The following is a 20,313-nucleotide window of genomic DNA, read 5'->3' on the forward strand; positions in this document are numbered from 1 at the left end:
AATGTTAAATCAGTAAATCGGCAGGGCTGCGCATGCCGTTGTCACATACTGTCGATTTGCGCGGACCATGGGGCTGTGAAACCAACAAACGAAAGGCCGCCTCACGGGAATGAGGCGGCCAGATCGCTCGGGAGGTCCGGCATCACAGGGGGGGCGTTGTTCCGGACCTGTCAATAACCTTGAAGTGAGGGCTATCGTTCCCGGGAACGGCTGACGAAATGAACGTCCGCCAGCGTGGAATACTTTAGCATGCCGCCGTCATGGCTCGCAAAAGGTTCTGCTGGCGCGACCGCCCTAAGGAGCGCGCAGCGCCTCGAGCAGCTCTGACAGGTTCCGTGCCGTCTCGCCATCGTCCCCCCCAACACGGGGCCAGAGCATCCGATCTTCGCCTGCGTCCAGGTCGGAGAAACCGGCGGGCGCCGGCGGGACAGGACCCTGGAACCTCAGCGCGATCGCCTTGGGCCCGGCGTCGATCCGAGCGACGCCGGCGGCTGCAGCCAGTGTGCGTAAACGGGTGAGCGCCAGCAGGTCCAGGACCTCAGGCGAAGGGGGGCCGAAGCGGTCTTCCAGTTCCTCCTCAAAGGCGGCGACCTCCTGAACGTGCTCCATCCGCGCCAGGCGGGCGTAGAGATTGAGCCGCACTGTCTCGTCGGGAATGTAGGACTGGGTCAGGACGCCGGTCAGGCCGACATTGATGGCCGGCCGCGCTTTGATCGCGGCGGGCTCCCCCTTTGCGGCGCGAACCGCCGCCGCCAGCAGGCGCTGATAAAGCGCCGTGCCGATCAGCCGGACGTGTCCGGCCTGCTCTTCGCCCGCCAGATCGCCGGCGCCACGGGCCTCCAGGTCCTGCGCGCTGATGGCCAAGCCCGATCCGAGCCGGTCAAACGCTTCAAGCGTACCGAGCCGCGCCCGGGCGGCCTCTCCAAGCGGTTCGACGGGATCATGAAACAGATAGGCGACGCCTTGGGCGCGCCCTCGACCGACCCGGCCTCGCAACTGATGCAGCTGCGCTAATCCGAACAGATCGGCGCGGCAGACGAGCATCGTGTTGGCGCGGGGAACGTCGAGGCCGCTCTCGATGATGCTGGTGGCCAGCAGAATGTCGCCTTCGCCGGACGAAAATGCGATCATGGCGTCGTCGACGGCCTGGGCGGGAAGATCGCCATGCGCGACCCGGACAGTGAGCTCGGGGCAGAGCCTTGCGAGTTGATCCGCCAGGGGCTGGATGTCCGAAATCCGCGGCACGACCACGAAGCTCTGGCCCCCACGGGCCCGTTCACGCAGCAGCGCGGTTCGCAGGGTGGCTGGGTCGAAGGGCGCCAGAAACGTCCGGATGGGGCGGCGCCGGGCAGGGGGCGTTGCGATCACGCTCACGTCCTGCAGCCCGACCATCGCCAGCTGCAGCGTGCGAGGTATCGGCGTGGCGGTCATGGTCAGGCGATGCGCGTCAGGCGCAAGGGCGGCCAGATCGGCTTTCAGCCGGGCGCCGAAGCGCTGCTCCTCGTCAATGATCAACAGGCCCAGATCCCTGAACCGAATCCCCGGAACGGCCAGAGCATGTGTGCCGACGACGACGCCGACCGAACCGTCCGCCAGTCCTGCCTTCACGGCCTCGGCCTCGGCCGCGGAGGTGAGCCGCGAAAGCTGGCCGATGTCCACGCCGGTCCCGGCGAACCTGCGGCGGAGGCTTTCGAAATGCTGGCGTGCCAGCACGGTCGTGGGGGCGATAAGCGCAACTTGATGACCGGCGAGGGCGGCCGCCGCCGCCGCTCGCATCGCCACCTCGGTCTTGCCAAAGCCTACGTCGCCGCAGACCAGGCGCTGCATCACTCTCCCGGAAGCCATGTCGCTGAGCACCGCTTCGATCGCCGCGCTCTGGTCCGCCGTCTCCGGGAAGGGAAAACGGGCGGCGAACCGGGCATAGCCGGCGCGGGGCGGCTTTATCTTCAGGCCCTTGATCGCCTGCCGCTCCTTCGTCAGGGCGACGAGATGTGCGGCGACGTCGTCGATATCGCGGCTGATCTCGGCCCGTCGTCTCGTCCAGGCGTCCGTATGCAGGCGGTCGAGACCCACGACTTCAGGGTCGCCGCCGTAACGCCAGACCTTGTCCAGGTCCTCGATGGGCACGAGAAGGCCTGCGTCGCCGAAGTAGGACAGCCGCAGCGCCTCGCGCTCGACGCCGTCGATGCTGACCCGCTCGAGGCCGACCACCTTGCCCAGCCCATGGTCTTCATGGATGGCGAGGTCACCGGGTCGCAGGTCAGGATCGGCCAACAGGGCCCGTTGGTCGTCCCGCGGGTTCAAGCGATCCCCTAGCAGATCGGAGGCCGCGACCACGCACAACGCCTGGCCGGGCGCGTCAAAACCGCTCTCAAGGTCGGCGGGCACGAAAAGCAGATCCTCGGCGGGCGTCTGGGACACTTCCTCCCAATCGTCCTTGCAGGTCACCTCTTGCTCCAGACGCCGCTCAAGGGCGCGAAGCATAGGCCGTTGCTCGTGGGGCAGGCCGGTCAGAACCACCTTGCGTCCGGCGGCCAGCCACACGCGCACCTGGTCAGCAAAGGCGCGGGCAGGATCGAGCGACAGCGCAAAGTTCGGCGCGGCCTCCACGCCGTCGCTGTTGATCTCCACGCGCTTGCGCCGGGCCAGGGCCGCCGAGACCGAGCGCGTGCTGAGGTAGAGTGCAGAGGGCGGCGGCGGCCTGGCCTGGCCCAGGTTCTGCTGCGCCAGGTGGGCCTCGCTGATCAGCGCCTCAAGGTCGGTCAGGCGACGAACCGCATCGCGATCCAGGGCGACGGCGGCGGCCGGCAGCAGCGACAGCACCGGGCGCATGGACTTGCCGTAAGTCGCCGGCGCCAGGTGTTCCTGCCCGGGGGCGCGCTCGCAGCCGCTCGCGAGCACCAGTTCCGATGCCGGTCCCAGGCTAAGTTCCTGCAAGGGTTCAGAGGAACGCTGGGTGAGGGGATCAAAGTCTGCGATTTCGACCACCTTGTCCCGATCACCGAAACGGATCCGGACCGGCCCTTCGAGGGCAGGTGGAAACACATCCGCGACCTCGCCGAAGATGGCGATCTCACCCGGTTCATCGATACGCTCGTCGAAGACGTAGCCGGTGCGTCGGGCGAAGGCTTCGAGCTCCGCCCGGGGCAGGACCTGCCCGCAGGTGATCATCAGGCGTCCGGCGCGGATGGCGGAGGCGGGCGGGACGCGCTGAAGCAGCGTCTCGGGGCTGACGATGAGCGCGCGTGGGCCTTCGTCAGTCTGTTCCAGCCGCGCCAGAACGTCCATGCGTCGGCCCATGATTTCACGGGACGGCGAGGCGCGGTCATAAGGCAGGCAGTCCCAGGCGGGCAGATGTAGCGTGCTGACGGAAGGCGCGAAACTTCGCAACGCCCTGGCGATTTCCTCGGCTCGCCGCTCGCTCGACGCAACATAGACGAGACCCTCACGCCCCATCGACAGGATCGGGGCGACCAAGGCCTGGGCGAGGAATGCGGTGGGGGGTTGGCGGGGGCGGTGCTGACCAGAGCTGCTCGCGCGCCTCGGCCCGGGATGAAGCGCAGTTCCAGACGCCGTTTGAAGTATGTCTTTCGCCCTGGCCATCGCCGTCTCGCCCTCCGCGGAGGATGGCCAAACTCGCGCATGAGCCTCGTGTTCCCGACGTCAGCCAGGAACTTCGCCCGACGGCGCGCGCACGGGGCGTCGGCTGCTGCGCTGGCGAGACTGTGATCGCCTTCCTGCGAACCTTTGCGGCGCTCAGGCGTCACCCACGGTCAAGCCGCGCGACCACCCGCGCTCAAAGCGAAGGAGACAATCGGCATGACCAGCCCTGTGACGACGCCTCGCCGGGTCCTGCTGGCCACCGACCTCGGCCCCGACGGAGACCGCGCGCTCGAGCGCGCCCTTCAAATCCGTCAGCAATGGAACGCCCAGCTCCTGGTTCTGCACGTGCGGAGCACCGAGGACGAGGTAATGACGGATGGTCCTCGCAGCTGGCTGCGAGAGGCCGATCCGGTGGCGGACATTCGTCGCCGGCTGCGCCAGGAGATCGGCGATCAGGCCGAGCAGATCGAAATCCTGCTTGAGGACGGCGATGCGGCCAAACGGATCGACGAAACCGCCGCGTCGACGGCGTGCGACCTGATCGTCATGGGGGCGGCGCGGCGCTCGCCCTACAGCCTGCTTGAACTTGGTGAAACTCTCGACCGCGTGCTGCGACGCACCGCCACCCCCATCTTGGTCGTCCGCGGTCGGACGCAGGGGCCCTATCGCCAGGCCGTGTTCGCCACGGATCTCAGCGAGGCGTCCCGCGCGGGTCACGCGGCAGCGGCCGGCTTGTTCCCCGAGCCGATCTACTCGTATCTGCACGCGTTCGACGCGCCCATGGCCGGACTGGTGGAAGACAGCGCCGCCTTTAAGGCGGAGGCCGGCCAGGCCGCAGAGAAGGAGCTGGAGGCGTTCGCTGCCGCCCTGCCCGTCCAACGAGAGGGCGGCGCGCCGGCCCTGGTGATCAAGCATGGCGCGCCTGCGCGGGTGCTGTGCGAACACGCCGCGCGGGTCGGGGCCGATCTGGTGATCATGACGACGGGCGGCCGCGGGCTGATCGCTGAACTTTTGCTCGGCTCGGTGGTCAAGGATGCGCTAGAATGCCTGGTCAGCGACGTTCTGCTGGTTCCGGACGTTTAGCCTAAAGGCCGCTGAAAGCCCTCGGACGGGCCGGCCTTCAGCGCCTTAGCAGGGTCGATGAGGCTCTCGCCTGCTGGCCGTCAGCTGTTGCTGCCCATCTGCCAACCGAACGCGCCATGTAGAGCCGCCCGGTTGGCCCCGCCGAGAGCGCCCGCGGGAGGCTCAGCCCGCGAGCATCGCGGCGATGCGTTGCGCAAGCTGGTCAAGGCCGAACGGCTTGGAGATAATCGCCATGCCCTCGTCCAGGAACTCGTTCTGATCGAGCGCCGGCGCGGCGTAGGCGGTCATGAACAGGATCGGCAGCTCGGGCCGCGACTCGCGGGCGATTTCGGCGAGCTGGCGGCCATTGAGGCCCGGCAGGCCAACGTCCGTGACGACCAGGTCGATCCGCGCATTCGACTGCAGCAGCGGCAGGGCCTCGCGCGCGCCAGTGGTCTCGATCGCCTCGTAGCCAAGCTCTTCGAGCAACTGCATCACCAGCAGGCGGACCGAGGCGTCGTCCTCGATCACCAGGACCGATTGGCCAGCGCCGGCCGGAGCCGCCTGCTCAATCTCGTCCTGAAGGGACGCCTCGCCCGCATGAACGGGCAAGTAGAGCCGGAACATGGAGCCTTCACCCAGCCGGCTCTCCACCCGGATATGGCCGTGAGACTGCTGCAGGAATCCGTAGATCATCGACAGGCCAAGGCCTGTACCCTGGCCGATCGGCTTGGTGGTGAAGAATGGGTCGAAGACCTTGGCCAGCACCTCGCGTGACATGCCTGCGCCAGTGTCGGCGACGCTGATCTCGACATAGTCGCCCGGCGCAGCATGGTCGCTGTGGGCCAGATCGGCAGCTTCCAGCGCGACCGCGCGCGCCGCGATGGTCAGCGATCCCCCGCCTGGCATCGCGTCGCGGGCGTTGATCGCCAGGTTGAGTATGGCGCTTTCCAGCTGGTTGGCGTCGGCCAGGGCCAGCGGAAGGTCAGCGTCCATCGAGAGCTTCAGCGTGATCTGCTCTCCGAGCGTGCGGCGTAGAAGGTCCGCCATCGAGGTGGCCAGGTCCCCCACATCGACCGGCGCGTTGTGCAGGCTCTGACGGCGGGAAAAGGCCAGAAGCCTGTGAGTGAGCGCTGCGGCGCGCTGGCCAGAGGTGCTTGCCGCATCGAGATAGCGCTCTACGTCGTTCACGCGTCCGGCCTGCAGCCGGCGGCGCACCATGTCGATGCCGCCGAGGATTCCGGTCAGCATGTTGTTGAAGTCATGGGCCAGTCCGCCGGTGAGCTGGCCGACGGCTTCCATCTTCTGGCTCTGGCGCAGCTGCTCCTCCAGCGCCTTGCGCTTGCTAACGTCTCGGCCGGCGGCATGGACGACGGAGCCGGCCAGCGTGGTGGTCCAGCTGAACCAGCCGAACGTGCCGTCGCGGGAGCGGACGCGGCACTCGAACTCGCCTATCGACTCGCCGCGCGCGGCGCGCGCCATTCGCTCGCGCATGGCCGGAAGATCGTCGGGATGGATCAGGGCATGCACCGGAGCTCCGACCAGGTCCTCGGTCGAAAAACCGAGCATCGCCGTCCAGGCGGGGTTCACCGATCGGAACTTGCCGTCCCGCCCGGCGACGAAAAGCAGGTCCTGGCTGAGGTTCCATACCTGGTCGCGTTCGCGCGTCCGCGCGTCCACCCGGTCGGTGAGCGACGCCGTAAGCCGGCGCAGCTCGCTTTCCACACGCTTGAACTCGGTGATGTCGTGGATCACCCCCACCATGCGCTCGCCTTCGCCGAAGTCGTCATCGACGACTTCGGCGCGTCGGGCGATCCAGCGTTGCTCGCCGTTGTCGGGCCGGACAATCAGAAATTCGGCCTGTTCGAGCTCACCCAGCTGGCGGCGCGCCAGTTCAATCAGTTCACCGCCTTGAATGACCGCTCCGTTCACGGTCTTCACGGGCAGGGCGTCTGTCGGCGAGAGCCCCAGCAGCCGGCAGAATTCCTTCGAGACCTCGACAGTGCCGAAGCCGGCCTTGTACTCGAATGTCCCGACACCTCCGGCCGATTGAGCGACCCTCAGCCGCTCCTGCACCCGCTTCTGTTCGGTGATGTCCGTCACAACCCCGCTGAAGCGCAGCGGGCGATGGTGCTCATCACGATCGGCCGCGCCGCGCGCGGCGACCCAGCGGTAGCCGGAGGTCGCGTCGCCGACCCGGTACTCTTTGGCGAAGAAATCAGCGCCCTGCATCACGCCCGCCACGGCGATCTTGATACGCAGGGCGTCGTCGGGATGGATTGCGGAGAAGAAAGCCGCCGTCGGCAGCCCGGCGGCCGCCTCGTCCGCGGAGAGGCCGCATAGCTGGGCGAAACGCGCGTCGGCATGCAGGCGCGAGGCCCGCACGTCCCAACACCAGGATCCCGAAAGCGCCTCGAGGGCGGGGGCTGGCAGCGCCTCGAGGGCCTGCAGGACCGGCGCAGGAATCGCCGACAGGATCTGAAACTTGCTCACGTCAGGACAACTCGCCCAGGTCGTCGGCGGCCATCACGCTGGCGATGAACTCGCCGATCAAGACCTTCAGGGCGCTCAAAGAAGGGACATCCATCAACATGGCGATGTAGCCGCGGATGTCGCGGCCGCTGATTGTGAAATTGATGTATAGAAACAGCACGATCGCATCGTCTGTGGTCGTCTGTTCAATTTCGAAGAACAGCCGGCCGTCGCCGCGCACGACCTCCGGAAGCGACATGGTCAGAGGGCGGCGCAGCAGATTGGCCATGGTCGCCAGACAGCCGTTCAGCACGACGTTGCCGGTCTCGGCGAGCGCCTCAAGCTCAAGCGCGCGCATCTCGGCGTGGTCCAGTTCGTCGCCGGTCACCGCCTTGACCAGCTCCAGGCTGTTGGCCTGCGGGAAAATGAGCATGGCGCGACCGGAGAAGGCCCCGTCGAAATTCTGGCGCACGGCGACCAGTTCTTCGCTCTCGCGCTCGCGGATCAGAGTCACAGCCGCCATCCGGCTGACGATTTCGACCGACGGCACCGATAGCAGGACCTGGTCTCCGACCATGCCTCGCAGGGAAGCGGCCGCGCGGCCGACGCCGATGTTGACGAGCTCGGTGAGAGCGTCGTGCTCAAGTTCGGTGAGTTGAACGGGGTCGGCCATCACCGGCGCCGCAACTTGAGCGCGGCGCCGTTCAGGAAACCCGCCAAACCGTCTTCGGTGATCGGCTTGGCGACAAAGCTGGCGTTGGCCGCCCGCGCGCGGGCGATGATCTCGTCCTGCACATTGGCCGTCGCCAGGGCGATCGGCATTTCGGGATGCCGGGCGCGGATGAGCTCGGCCAGTTCCAAACCATTTCGCCCGGGCATGTTGAAATCCAGGATCACCACGTCGACGCCGCCAAGGTCCAACAACGCCTGCGCTTCATCGGCGTTGCCGGCCTCGATGCGTTTCCACTCGGGTTGCACCGCCGCGACGGCTTTCCCGACGACTATCCGGGCGAGCTTGCTGTCGTCGACGATCAGGACGGTCGGATGGATAGAGGTTTCATCAGTCATCAGTTCTACTCTCGGGCAGGGCTTTGGGCGTTACGCGCGGCCCTCAGAGCCGGGATCAGATGGTCGCGCGTGAATGGGTGGGCGGCCTCGCCCTGAAGGACGGGGCCAAGATGGAGCAGCGCCTGAGCCACGGCGCTGTGCAGGCGGCCGCAGCCGGTCACGTCGACGGGGCGGCCGGGCGAGGCGTCAAGCAGCGCCGCGAGGGGTTCGGCGTCGTCAACGGGGCAATCACCCTCAAGCCGGATCACGTCCTCATCAAGGCGCACGCTCATCGCACCAGGGCCTCCAGATCGAGCACAAGCAGCAGCCGGCCATCTTCCAGCGTTGTGCTCCCGGCCACTCCAGTTGTGTGGGCGAGCAATCCGCTCAGTGGTCGCAAGATGACGTCGCGGCGCTCCAGAACCTGTTGGACTGCGAGGGCCGCCGCTCCATCGGGCGTCGGTAGGACCAACGCGCGGCGGGCTTGGCCAAGGTCAGGCGGGGAAGGGTCTTGGACCAATTCGGCAAGGGAAAGCAGGGGCGTGGTCTGGCCGCGCCAATCGATGGCGTAGCCTGCCCGGATCGGATGAACATCGCCAGGCGCAAGAAGGATCGTTTCCTGGATCTGGTCCAGCAGCACGCCGAACCGCTCAGAGCCGGCGCGCACCACCACAATGCTGCTCATCGCCATGCGGAATGGGACGCTCATCACGACCTCCACCCCAAGCCCAGGGCGATTTTGAAGGTGCGCCTCGCCGCCCATCGCGATCAGGGCGCTCCTGACCGCGTCCATGCCCACCCCACGACCTGAGAGCGCGCTCACCCCCTCGGCGGTCGAAAACCCGGGCAGGAAGACCAAATCGGCCGCCTCGTCGTCGCTCATCTCGGCCAGGGCCGACGCCGAGGCCAGGTTCCGCTCGGCCGCCTTGCGGCGGATCGCACCAAGGTCAAGGCCGCCGCCGTCGTCGATCACCCGCAGCACCAGCCGCGCGCCGACGCGGCGGGCGGTCAGCGTCAGCCGGGCGGTGGCGGACTTGCCCGAGGCCACGCGGTCCCTCGTCCGCTCAATGCCGTGGCTCATGGCGTTGCGAACAACATGCGTCAGGGGCTCGGCGAGCCCGTCGATGATGTCCCTGTCGGCCTCCAGGCCGCCGTCCTCGAGCTCGACTTCGACAGGCTTGCCCAGCTCGGCGGCGAGTTCGCGCGCCAGACGTCGGTAGCGTCGCAGCAGCGGTCCAATCGGCGCCATGCGCAGCGACATGATCTCGTCCTGCAAACGACCGACGGCGCGTGTGAGCGCGGCCGATTGTGCGGCGATCTCGCCGGCTTCCGCAGCGCCGACATCTTCGAGCCGTCGCGACAACGTCCCGAGCTCAGCGCTGCAAGCCGTCAGGTCCTGGGAGGCGCCGAGCAGGGTGTCGATGCGAGACTGGTCGATCCGCTGAAAGCGGGCCGCCGTTCGCGTAGACTGACGTTCCGGCGCCTTGACCTCGAACAGCTCGAACTGTCCGACGGCAGGCTGAAACACCTCGCGGACCGTGGCGATATCGGCGCTGGAGGCGAGGCGAAACTCAAGGCGGCACGAATAGGGGTCGTAGGCGATGTCCGGCGCGGCGGCGCCAGGCTCGAATTCAATCAGAGTCAGGCCGGGCGTGGCTGCGGCGAGCGCTAATGGGTCTTCGCCGCGGTAGAACGCCTGCGCGTCGGGCCGATAGCTGAGGACGGTGACCTGTCGAGCGCCAGGCGCAGCGCGCGCGGCGAAGGCGCGGGCCCAATCTGGCGCAGCCTGCGTTGGTGCGGCCTCCACGCGCACTTTCACGGGCGCGCGCGCCGTAAGAGCGGCCAGCACGTCTTGTGCGTCTTCCAGAGACGCCGCCGTTGCGCCGGCGGCCAGCTCCGACATCCAGGACTCGCACCTGTTCAAGGCCCCCATCAAGGCGTCGATCAGCGGGCGCTCGCTGGTGCGGCGGCCGCTGCGCAGGTCGGCCAGGACGTCCTCGGCGGCGTGAAGGGTGGCGGCCATGGCGGGCAGGTCGAAAAGCCCGGTGGACCCCTTGAGCGTGTGCACCGCGCGGAACGCCCGATCGAGCGCGCCCGCGTCATTGGGCGTGCGTTCGAGAGCGAGCAAGGCCTCGACCGCTTCTGCGACTTGATCGGGGCCTTCGATCAGAAACTGTTCGAGGAGTTCGTCCATCTCAGACCTGCCGCTGATAGACGATCGCGTTGTCGAGGCGAACGACTGAGAACCGCGGGTCGATCCGCCCCATGGACTCGCTGTGCCCCAGGCAGAGAAAGCCGCCGGGAGCGAGAGCTTCGTAGAGATGATCGGCCGCCAGGCTGCGCGCCGCATCGTCGAAATAGATGAGGACGTTGCGGCAGAAGATCACGTCGAAGCGACCGTGACTGCGCATGCTGGCGGCGTCCACCAGATTGGCGGGCGTGAAGGTCACGGATTCGCGGAGATCCTCGATGATGCGGCGACTGCCGCCAACCTCCGGCTCGAAGTATTCGGCGGCGACCTTGTCCGGCAGCCGCGCCAGCGACCGCGCTCCATACCGGCCGCTCCGCGCAGCAGCGATCGCCTGACGATCCACGTCCGAACCGACAATTTCAACATTGTACGCATCGACCATGCCCCAGTGCTCGAGCAGCCAGATGGCGATGGAATAAGGCTCCTCGCCTGTGGAGCAGGGCAGCGACCAGATTCTGATGCGTTCTCCAGGCCGACGCTTCTGGCTGATTGCTGGGAGCAGAGCGCTGCTGAGCGCCTCCAGCTGATAGATCTCGCGGAAGAAGTACGTCTCATTGACCGTGCAGGCGCTGATAATGCGCTCGCGCTCGTCGGCGTCGTGGCGAAGCCTCGCCAGATAGGCGGACACCGACGCCGCGTCGCTCCGATCAACCCGCTCGCGAAGCCGCCGCTCGATATAGTAGCGCTTGGCGTCCCCGAAGGTCATGCCGGTCTGCTGGTAGAGGAACGCGCTGAGGAAATCGAGGTCGTCGCTCGAGATCGTCGGCGCGGCGGGCTGAGCGCTCATGAGCGCACCCGTTCCATCAGCCAGGGCGCAATCTCGTCCAACGGTGCAACGACCTCGGCCCCGCCTCTGCGCACCAGCTCGCCCGGCATGCCCCAGACGACGGCCGTATCCTCGGCTTCGGCGAGGGTGGTTCCGCCTTCGGCGCGTAGCCGCGCCATTTCGCTGGCGCCGTCGACGCCCATCCCGGTGAGGAGAATTCCAAGCAGGTCCGCCGCTGGAGCTCGCTCCATTGCGCTGGCGACCATCCGGTCGACGCTGGGGTGCCATCGGTAGGCGCCGCTCGCGGGGGCCGGCAGCGCGAACAAACCCGCGCGACGGCGCGTGATGACGATGTCGGCCTCGCCGCGCGCCACATAGACGTAGCCTGGTTCGAGCCGCTCCGGCGCGGCCACTTCGAGCACCTTGAGCGCGCAGATCCGGTCCAGCCGGTGCGCCAACGGCCCGGTGAAGGCCGCGGGCATATGCTGGGCCACGACGATCGGACTGGGGAAGTCGGCGGGCAGGGGGGTGAGCAGGGCGTCGAGGGCTGGCGGACCGCCGGTCGATGCGCCCACCAGCACAATGCAGGGCGGCTCTCCGGCAGCGCCGCCGGTCCGTGGCGCCGTCTTCCTCGTCGCCGGATCGTTCCGCCGCGGCGATCCGGCCGGCGGCGCCGAGAGCGCGAGACGTTCCCTCAGCCTGCGCGCGCGGGACACCTGAGTGCCAGCCGCTGCCCGCACCTTCTCGATGAGCGCAGGTCCAAACTCGTCGAGTTTGAGCGAGACCGCCCCCGAAGGCTTGGCCATATAGTCGACAGCGCCGAGCGCCAGCGCCTGGAGGGTCTGATCGGCTCCGTCTGAGGTCAATGACGAGAACATCACGACTGGGCAGGGCCGGCGCAGCATGATCTGGTTGAGGCAGGCTAGGCCGTCCATCCCTGGCATGGTGATGTCGAGCACCACCACCTGCGGCTGCACATCCTCAAGACTGCGGAGCGCCTCCTGCCCATCACGGCACAGAGTGACTTCAAACCCGCCATCCTCCGAGAAGAGGTCCGCAAGCAGCCGCCGCATAAGGGCTGAATCGTCGACGACGAGGAGCCGGATCATGAGGCTGCCGATCCGGTCAGGTGGCGCTTCAGCAGGTCACGCTCAGCGGCCGCCAGCAGGTCATCGGGGCTGGCGAGCAGGACCAAATGGCCGTCCTCGGCGCAGCTGACTTTCGTGAAGCCGGTGCTGGCCCCGGCGCCTTCCGCCGCCCCCTCGATGAGGGAGGTTTCGATTTGCCTGACGCCCAGCACCGCGTCGACACGAAGTCCGGCCAAGCGCCCCGCGAGGCGGGTCAGGATGAGCGCGCCGCAAGCCGCCTGGGGGACGGCCGACGGGACCGCAAGGCGGGCCCGCTGGTCGATGACCGGCAAAGCCTCTCCCCGGTGATCGATGAGACCGAGAACGAAGTCAGGCGCGCCGGGCACGCGCGACAGCGAGGTGGGACAGGCCGCCACGCCCTCAACCCCTTCGAGCGATAGCCCGTAGGTTTCGTCCCCGAGGCGAAAGAGCAGGTACGCTGCGTGCGCGCTCTGGGCGGCCGCTTGCCCGCGAAATTGCTCGGGCTGCCCGCTCATAGCGGCGAGGCGGTCGGCGTCGAACAGCTGCGCCGTCGACAGCACGGCGATCAGGCCGCCGCCCGGCGGCCTTGCGATGGCGCTGACCTGGGCTTCGGCCGAGCCGCGGTTGATGGCGGCCGGAACCCTGTCCAATCTCGAGCTCTCCAGCCTGACGACCGGCCCCAGCGTCTCTACGGCCAGGCCGAGGGGGCGTCCGCGGCAGCTCACGACCAGGACCCAACGGGCGGGGCCAGGCTCCAGGCCGAGCAGTCGTCCCAGGTTCATGATCGGCAGCAACCGTTCGCGCCATTCCGTGACGCCTAACGCCGCCGGGTCTGCTCCAGGCGGCGGCAGCACGTCGTCCGGCAGCGGCGTGACGTGAAGCGTCTCGGCAAGCGCAAAGCCGTAGGTGCGCCCGCCAATCAGGAAGGTGATCAGAGCCGTTCGCTCCTCGCGCCGCGCCATCGAACGCAGCTGGCGCGGCGTATCGCGCTGATCGGAGGCTCCGCCCCGCGGACTTTCCGCCGCAAGGCCAAGATCAAGCGGGTGCAACAGGTCATCGGCACCCCGCCTCAGCAAGGCCGGACGCGCCGCGCCCGCAACATGCGGCAGCTCTGTTATCTGCCCGATCCCGTCGACGATCAGGCCAAGCGGCTGCGGCTGTGAGAGCAGGACGAATTTCTGAGTCGATGCCGCGCGGGGCGAGCCTAGCCAGCGTGGCAGGGACACGATCGGGACGGCCTGTCCCCGCACGTTCGCCAGTCCCTCCAGCATGGCGCCGCTGTTAGGCACGCGGGTGACCGGGGGGACACGGCCGACTTCGCGCACGGCCAAGGCGGAAGCGTAGATTTCCGCTTCACCGGCCATGAGTTGCAGGTAGGGCGCGCCGTTCGGCAAGGTCAGGCCCGCGTCTTGGCCAATTCGTCGGCCAGGAGAGCCATTTCCTCGACCGCGGCGGCGAGATCGTCGGCGCCGCGCGATTGCTGGCGCGCCGCGGCCGCAGCCTGCGCGGCCGCGGCGCTCGACGCCTCCGCCACCGACGCGACGTCCTGCACGCCCTTCAGCACCTCTGCGACGCCGCCTTTGACGGCCTGCGCCCCGCGAGTAATTTCCGCACCGGCGCCACGCACCTCGCCAGCCGCGTTGGCCACGCTCGCCAGCCGATCGGCCAGCTGTCCGTTCTTCTGGACCTCTGCCTCGCCGTTCGCCGCAATCTGATCGAGGTCGCGGAGCACCTGAACGATCAGCGCCTGTACGTTGCGGATCAGGTCCTTGGCCGCTTCAGCGTCGCCGCCTGCCGCTCGGGCCAACGACCGGATGTCGGCCGAAACCGTTGCGAACCCGCCGCCCTGTTCCCCTGCGCGGGCGGCCTCTACCGACCCGCTGACCGCCAGGGTTCCGGTCTGCACCGCCAGCAGACCCAGCGCGTCCACCGTGCGCTCGATCTGCCGGGCCGAGCCTTGTAGATCCTGAATGAGGTCGACCACGGCGAGCGTCTCGATGGTGGAGGTCGACACGCCGGCGGCCAAGGCGTCGAGAGCCTGGCGATTCTCAGCCAGGCCCGAGCCGGTGCGCTTGGCCGCTTCGAGCGATTGCGCCGCGGCGTCGGCGACCAGTTCGGTCGAGCGGGCGATCTGGTCCATAGCCGCGGCCGCTTCCTGCGTGGCCGACGACTGCGCCTGAGCGCCCCGCCCGATCTGATCGACGGCCACGAGGATCTCCGCCGCTCCGCCCGCAAGTTGCTGCACCGTGGCCGACAACTCTTCGGCTGCGGCAGAAATCTCATGTGCCTGGGCCTCAGCCTGGTCGCCTCCCACGGCGTCGGCCATCTCGGCGAGACCTTCAGACGTCTGTCGTCCCTGGTCGAGCGCCGTGCTTTGCTGGGCCACCGACCTTTGCGCCTCGGCCGCGGCCGCCGCCTGCTCCTCTGCTGCACTTGAAATGCTCTGCGCGCCCAGCAGGGCTTCGCGCGCCGCGCGATCGGCTTCGAGCGCGGCCGTCAAAATCGACTGGCTGGCCTCCGTGAGGCCGCGAAGTTCCGCGCGCAGGCTCACCAGGACCTGGGACGCCCTGCGCCCCCGGCTCGCCTCGTCCTGCGCCAGACGCGCGGCGCTTCGCAGGCGGTCCCCCACCTGCTTGACCTCTGAGCCGATGCGCTCGGCATGCGATCTGACCTCGGCCGCACGACGTTCGGAAATGACGGCCAGGTCCCGCACCTCGTCGGCAAGGACCGAGAACCCTCGACCCTGCTCCCCGGCCCGCGCCGCTTCGATGGCCGCGTTGAGGGCGAGCAGATTGGTCTGGTCGGCAAGATCGCCCACCTTCCCGCTGAGCGCGGCGACCGAGGCGGCCAACCCCTCGAGGTCTGCGATCAGAGTCACCGACTTCAGCTGTCGGGCGGCGTTGGCCTCGATCGCAAGCACCGACGCCTCCGTCTGGGTGGCGGCCTGGATCAGTTCAGTTTCGAGAAAGGCGACGCTGGCGAGGTTGCGTTCGGCCAGGTTGCGCGATTGCGAGAAGCTGGCGGCCATTGCGCTCACGGAGGCCAGCGATTGATGGGCCGCGCTCGCCGCCTGCTCAGCGCCGTCGGATATCGCCTGCATGGCCCGCTGGAGTTGTTCGGCGGCGGCGGCGGCCTCGCTCAATCCGCTCGCGAGTTCCTGGGTCGCGGCGGCCAGGCGCTGGGACAGTCCGCCATCCTTGGCGCTCCGTTGGGAAGATCGCCCTGGGGTGCGAGGCTTCGCGTCCTTCCGCGCAGAAACGTCAAGCGCTTCGGGGGCGCCGCGCCGGTTTGCGAGTGCCGACCTTTTTACCAGCGCCATTGGTGTCTCCTGAACGACGGATGAGCCGAACCGCGGGCCGTTGGGGCGTCCCGTCAAGGCGCAGCTAACGGTCAAGCTTGAGCCTGGTTCCCTGGCCGTGGTTTCGGATTCTTGGCAGAGGTCAGCCCTAGCCGCCCCGTGCGGTCCGAGTCCCTAACCTATGTTATATCCCGCTCCACCGGCGCATGCGCGACCAGAGATGTCGCAGGCTGGTCTTGCCCTTCGCACGCAGCCCGCAGCCGCCGCCGGCGCTAGGCGGGGATCGTCCGAGGCCTTTGGCCGTTTGCTGTGCGAGCGGCTGCAGGGCTGGCCCGATATTGCGATGCGGGGGAGGGCGGCAGGTGAAGGTGGCGACCTTCAACATCAACAATGTGAACCGCAGGCTGGAGAATCTGCTGGCTTGGCTTGATGTCGCGCGGCCGGACGTCGTGTGTCTGCAGGAGCTCAAGACGGAGGAGGCCGCATTCCCGCACGTGGCGATCAACGCCGCGGGCTATCATGCCGTGCTGGCGGGTCAGCGCACCTGGAACGGCGTCGCGATCCTTTCCCGATCCGGCGAGCCGGTGCTCGTCAGAAGGACCCTGCCGGGCGGCGACGACGACACTCAGGCCCGCTACATCGAGGCTGCGATCGACGGCGTCCTGGTGGCCTCGATCTACCTGCCGAACGGCAACCCTAATCCGGGGCCCAAGTTCAACTACAAGCTCGCCTGGATGGAGCGTCTGCGGCGGCATGCGGCCAGTCTGCTGGCCGCGCAGGTCCCGGTGATCCTTGCGGGGGACTTCAATGTCGCCCCGACCGAGTCCGACATCTACCAGCCCAACCATTGGCAGGGGGACGCCCTGGTCGATCCGCGGGCTCGCGAGAGCTTCGCGCAGATTTTGGGAGACGGCTGGGTCGATGGCCTGCGGGCCGTCCATCCCAGCGGTCCGCTTTGGACGTTCTGGGCCTACATCCGCCGTCGTTGGGAAAACGACAAGGGGTTGCGACTGGACCACCTGTTGCTCTCGCCCCGGCTTGCTGATCGCCTCATCGGCGCCGGTGTCGACAAGGCCGTTCGCGGGCGTGAAGGAGCAAGCGATCACGCGCCCGCCTGGATCGAGCTGGCGCCTGCAAGGCGAGGTCCGCGAAAACCGAGGTCGGGCAAGTGAAGCGACCATCCGGAAAGCTGCGGAAGGTTACGCCTGAGAGCCTGGCGACGCTCGGAGCCGGGCGCCTGGCCGAGCTGATGTTTGAGGTTGCGGAAAGCCGGCCGGACCTGAAGCGGCGTCTGCGCATGGAACTGGCCGCTGAGCAGGGGCCTGGCCCGCTGGCCGGGGAGATCGACAAGCGGCTGACGGCGTTCGAGACCAGCCGCGGCAAGATCACCTGGCGCCAGCGGCCGGCGTTCATTCGCGATCTCGACGCCCTGCGCGCGCTGGTCGCACTGCGACTGGCCCCCCTTGATCCGGACGCGGCGGCCGAGCGCCTGTTGCGGTTCATCGACACAGCGCGCCAGGCGAACCTCCGCTACCGTGAGCGGGAGGATGAGCTGTCGCAGGTCTTTGGGCGGGCGGCGCAGGACCTGGGACCGCTGCTGGCGCGAGCGGCGGCCGGCCCGGCGGCGCTGGCGCTGGTCGAGAGCCTGAAGGCGAATCCCGTAGGGTGGAAAGCGTGGCTGCCGGGACTGCTGGAGAGCGGTTCCAGCGACTTGGCTGGCGAGGCGCTGCGCCAGCTCGCCGAGCATCGCGGGGCGACCCCGGGATGGATCACGCTGATAAGGCAGCTGGCGGACGCCGCCGGGGAACTCGACGCCCTGATGGCGACCTATACGGCAGAGGCGCTGAAGACGCCTGGCGTCGCCGCGGAGATCGCCCAGAGGCTGCTCGCGGCCCAACGCGTCGACGAGGCGGGACAACTCCTGAAAAGCGCGGTTCAGCCCAAGCGGGGCGTCGATATCGACTGGGAGAGCGCCTGGATCGACTACCTGCAAGCCTCCGGCCAGGCGGACGCGGCTCAGGCGGCCCGGTGGGCCTCGTTTGAGCGAACCATGTCGGTCGATCGCCTGAAGACCTACCTGGCGCGCCTGGACGATTTCGATGACGTCGAGGCCGAGGGCAAGGCGATGGAGCTGGCCGCGGGGTTCGCCGATTTTCAGACCGGCCTTGGCTTCCTGATCACCTGGCCGTCGCTTCCAGCAGCCGCGGGCATGGTGGAACAGCGTCAGGGCGAGATCGATCTCGACCCGGATACGGCGGAGTTATGGGCAGGCAAGCTGCGCCGAAGGCATTCGCAGGCGGCCTTGCTGCTGCTCAGGCGCTCGGCCGCGTCTGCGTTTCGGCGGCGCGACTTCAAGGGATGCGACCGGCTGACGGCGGAGGCGGAAGCTATCGACGCGTGAAACGCGGCGGTAGGCGGGAGGGACCGGGTTCTGCGGGTTATCGCAGCCCGCCTGAGTATCGATCTTGGGCCGCCCTTAACATATGTTGGCAACTCGGCCTTCTCTATGCGGGGGCGGGCCGGGAATTCTGTTGTTAAGGCGTGAACCACATGACCCCGCGAAGGTTTCACTCCCGCATCTGAGCGGGAGTATTTCATGGTCGACAAGATTTATGACGCGCGCAATCCGGGCACGGGCGGAGAAACGCATCAGACGGCTGAGGGAAGCGAGGCCGTGCTGACGACACAGCAGGGCGTGCCTGTCGCCGATGACCAAAACACGTTGAGGGTGGGCGAGCGTGGTCCCGCCCTGCTCGAGGACTTTCACTTCCGCGAGAAGATCTTCCATTTCGACCATGAACGGATCCCTGAACGCGTGGTCCACGCGCGGGGGTTCGGGGTCCATGGCTACTTCGAGACGACCGCGTCGCTTGCGGATGTCACGCGGGCCGACATCTTCCAGCGCGTCGGCGAGCGCACGCCGGTGTTCGTCCGGTTTTCGACAGTTGCGGGCAACAAGGGCTCGTTCGATCTGGCCCGCGATGTCCGCGGCTTCGCCACCAAGTTCTATACCAAGGAGGGCAACTGGGATCTGGTGGGCAACAACATCCCGGTGTTCTTCATCCAGGACGCCATGAAGTTCCCGGACGTGGTTCACGCCGCCAAGCAGGAACCCGATCGTGGCTTTCCGCAGGCCCAGACGGCGCACGACAACTTCTGGGACTTCATCTCGCTGACCCCTGAGTCCATGCACATGATCATGTGGACCATGTCGGATCGCGCGATCCCGCGCTCTTTCCGATTCATGGAAGGCTTTGGCGTCCACACCTTCCGGTTCATCGACGCCGAGGGACGCTCGACCTTCGTCAAGTTCCACTGGAAGCCGAAGCTTGGCCTGCAGTCGGTGCTTTGGAACGAAGCGGTGAAGATAAACGGCGCCGATCCCGACTTCCATCGGCGCGACCTCTGGAATGCGATCGAGATGGGGGATGCTCCGGAGTGGGAGCTCGGCGTCCAATTGTTCGACGAGGCCTTCGTGGAGTCCTTCGAGTTCGACGTGCTGGACGCCACGAAACTCATCCCCGAGGAGCTGGTCCCGGTGCGCATCGTGGGGCGTCTGGTTCTCGACCGCACGGTGGACAACTTTTTCGCCGAGACCGAGCAGGTGGCGTTCTGCACGCAGAATGTCGTCCCTGGCATCGGCTTTACGAATGACCCGCTGCTTCAGGGTCGGAACTTTTCGTATCTGGACACCCAGTTGAAGCGCCTGGGCGGCCCCAACTTCACGCACCTGCCGATCAACGCGCCGAAGTGTCCGTTCGCGACGTTCCAGCAGGACGGGCACATGGCGATGGTCAATCCGACCACTCGCGCCAACTACGAGCCCAACAGCTGGGGCCAGGGGCCTCGTGAGAGCCCAGACCGCGGCTATCGGCACTTTGCGGCCGATGAGGCGGGGCAAAAGCTGCAGGTGCGGCCTGCGTCGTTCGCCGACCACTACAGCCAGGCGCGGCAGTTCTATGTGAGCCAGGCGCCGATCGAGCAGAAGCACATCGCCGACGCCCTGACGTTCGAACTGTCCAAGTGCGAGCGTCCGGACATCCGCGAGCGGATGGTCGCCCATCTTCTGAACATCGACGCGGAACTCGCGCAGAAAGTCGCCACGGGCCTTGGCCTGGCGCAGCTGCCCGATCCCGCGCCGCCGGCGTCGGCGCCGATCATGGACCTGCCGCCGTCGGACGCGCTCAGCATCGTCAAGCGCCCACATCCGGGCCTGAAGGGCCGCAAGCTTGGCGTCCTCCTGACCGACGGGGCGAGCGCGGCCGTGTTCGCCGCCCTCTCCGAAGCTGCGGCTGCGGAAGGCGCGGTGGTCGAGGTGGTCGCGCCGCAGATCGCCGGCGTCGTACTCGATGACGGAACGCCGGTCGCCGCCCATCAGAAGATCGATGGCGGCCCGTCCGTGCTCTACGACGCGGTGGCGGTGCTGATTTCGGCTGAATGGGCCCAGGTGCTGACCCTCGACAAGCCGTCGAAGGACTTCGTCAGCGACGCCTTCGCCCACTGCAAGTTCATCGGCTTCAACGCCTTCGCCCTGCCGCTGCTGGAGAAGGCTGGCGTCGCTGCAGAGGACATCGATGCAGGCGTTTTGCCGTTGGACGATCCGGCCGACGTGGCGGGGTTCGTCCAAGCCTGCCGCCCCCTGCGGCTGTGGACGCGGGAGCCGCTGACGGATCTCGACGCACAGGTCGTGGCGGCGCGGCCGTGA

At 67.7% G+C, this 20,313-nt stretch carries 14 protein-coding genes; 4 read left to right on the forward strand and 10 right to left on the reverse strand.

Annotated elements, in window-relative coordinates; genetic code table 11:
• Nucleotides 1–294 precede the first annotated feature (294 nt).
• Nucleotides 295–3,477 carry a DEAD/DEAH box helicase gene (locus tag ACSQ2H_RS23035; RefSeq protein ID WP_436063779.1) on the reverse strand — a complete coding sequence of 1,061 codons (3,183 nt, stop codon included), beginning with the start codon at nt 3,475–3,477 and terminating at the stop codon, nt 295–297.
• Between the two features lie 270 nt (nt 3,478–3,747).
• Here ACSQ2H_RS23035 and ACSQ2H_RS23040 point away from each other — a divergent pair, with 270 nt between their 5' ends.
• Nucleotides 3,748–4,686: a universal stress protein gene (locus ACSQ2H_RS23040; RefSeq protein ID WP_436063780.1), complete on the forward strand. Its 939-nt coding sequence runs from the start codon at nt 3,748–3,750 to the stop codon at nt 4,684–4,686.
• A 162-nt stretch (nt 4,687–4,848) separates the two neighbouring features.
• On the opposite strand, the gene ACSQ2H_RS23045 is transcribed toward ACSQ2H_RS23040, so the two are convergent.
• The 9 genes from ACSQ2H_RS23045 to ACSQ2H_RS23085 form a co-directional block, all read right to left on the reverse strand.
• Entirely contained in the window at nt 4,849–7,050 is a 2,202-nt protein-coding gene (locus ACSQ2H_RS23045) for a PAS domain-containing protein (protein WP_436063781.1), read from the reverse strand.
• A 109-nt stretch (nt 7,051–7,159) separates the two neighbouring features.
• The gene (locus ACSQ2H_RS23050; protein WP_436063838.1) at nt 7,160–7,810 is read right to left on the reverse strand and encodes a chemotaxis protein CheX; all 651 of its coding nucleotides are present in this window, start codon (nt 7,808–7,810) and stop codon (nt 7,160–7,162) included.
• Nucleotides 7,810–8,205, reverse strand: a complete 396-nt coding sequence (locus ACSQ2H_RS23055) for a response regulator transcription factor (protein ID WP_436063782.1) — start codon at nt 8,203–8,205, stop codon at nt 7,810–7,812. Before ACSQ2H_RS23055 ends, ACSQ2H_RS23050 begins: the two co-directional genes overlap by 1 nt.
• Before the next feature lie 5 nt (nt 8,206–8,210).
• Nucleotides 8,211–8,477, reverse strand: coding sequence for a hypothetical protein (locus tag ACSQ2H_RS23060; RefSeq protein WP_436063783.1), 267 nt, complete (start codon nt 8,475–8,477; stop codon nt 8,211–8,213).
• On the reverse strand, nt 8,474–10,378 hold the full coding sequence (locus tag ACSQ2H_RS23065; protein ID WP_436063784.1) for a chemotaxis protein CheA: 1,905 nt from the start codon (nt 10,376–10,378) through the stop codon (nt 8,474–8,476). Before ACSQ2H_RS23065 ends, ACSQ2H_RS23060 begins: the two co-directional genes overlap by 4 nt.
• A 1-nt stretch (nt 10,379) precedes the next feature.
• Nucleotides 10,380–11,222: a CheR family methyltransferase gene (locus ACSQ2H_RS23070; protein WP_436063785.1), complete on the reverse strand. Its 843-nt coding sequence runs from the start codon at nt 11,220–11,222 to the stop codon at nt 10,380–10,382.
• Entirely contained in the window at nt 11,219–12,310 is a 1,092-nt protein-coding gene (gene cheB / locus ACSQ2H_RS23075; RefSeq protein WP_436063786.1) for a chemotaxis-specific protein-glutamate methyltransferase CheB, read from the reverse strand. Before cheB ends, ACSQ2H_RS23070 begins: the two co-directional genes overlap by 4 nt.
• Nucleotides 12,307–13,704: a chemotaxis protein CheW gene (locus ACSQ2H_RS23080; RefSeq protein ID WP_436063787.1), complete on the reverse strand. Its 1,398-nt coding sequence runs from the start codon at nt 13,702–13,704 to the stop codon at nt 12,307–12,309. Before ACSQ2H_RS23080 ends, cheB begins: the two co-directional genes overlap by 4 nt.
• Nucleotides 13,705–13,706: 2 nt before the next feature.
• Nucleotides 13,707–15,629, reverse strand: coding sequence for a methyl-accepting chemotaxis protein (locus ACSQ2H_RS23085; RefSeq protein WP_436063788.1), 1,923 nt, complete (start codon nt 15,627–15,629; stop codon nt 13,707–13,709).
• A 341-nt stretch (nt 15,630–15,970) separates the two neighbouring features.
• On the opposite strand from ACSQ2H_RS23085, the gene ACSQ2H_RS23090 reads away from it, so the two are divergent.
• The 3 genes from ACSQ2H_RS23090 to ACSQ2H_RS23100 all read left to right on the forward strand — a co-directional run bounded on the left by ACSQ2H_RS23090 (nt 15,971) and on the right by ACSQ2H_RS23100 (nt 20,313).
• Nucleotides 15,971–16,780, forward strand: coding sequence for an exodeoxyribonuclease III (locus ACSQ2H_RS23090; protein ID WP_436063789.1), 810 nt, complete (start codon nt 15,971–15,973; stop codon nt 16,778–16,780).
• Complete coding sequence (locus ACSQ2H_RS23095) at nt 16,777–18,009, forward strand: DUF6880 family protein (RefSeq protein WP_436063790.1); 1,233 nt, start codon at nt 16,777–16,779, stop codon at nt 18,007–18,009. Before ACSQ2H_RS23090 ends, ACSQ2H_RS23095 begins: the two co-directional genes overlap by 4 nt.
• A gap of 195 nt (nt 18,010–18,204) precedes the next feature.
• Nucleotides 18,205–20,313, forward strand: coding sequence for a catalase (locus ACSQ2H_RS23100; RefSeq protein ID WP_436063791.1), 2,109 nt, complete (start codon nt 18,205–18,207; stop codon nt 20,311–20,313).

It is taken from the genome of Phenylobacterium sp. LjRoot97, from assembly GCF_964254345.1.
Classification (GTDB): Bacteria; Pseudomonadota; Alphaproteobacteria; order Caulobacterales; family Caulobacteraceae; genus Phenylobacterium.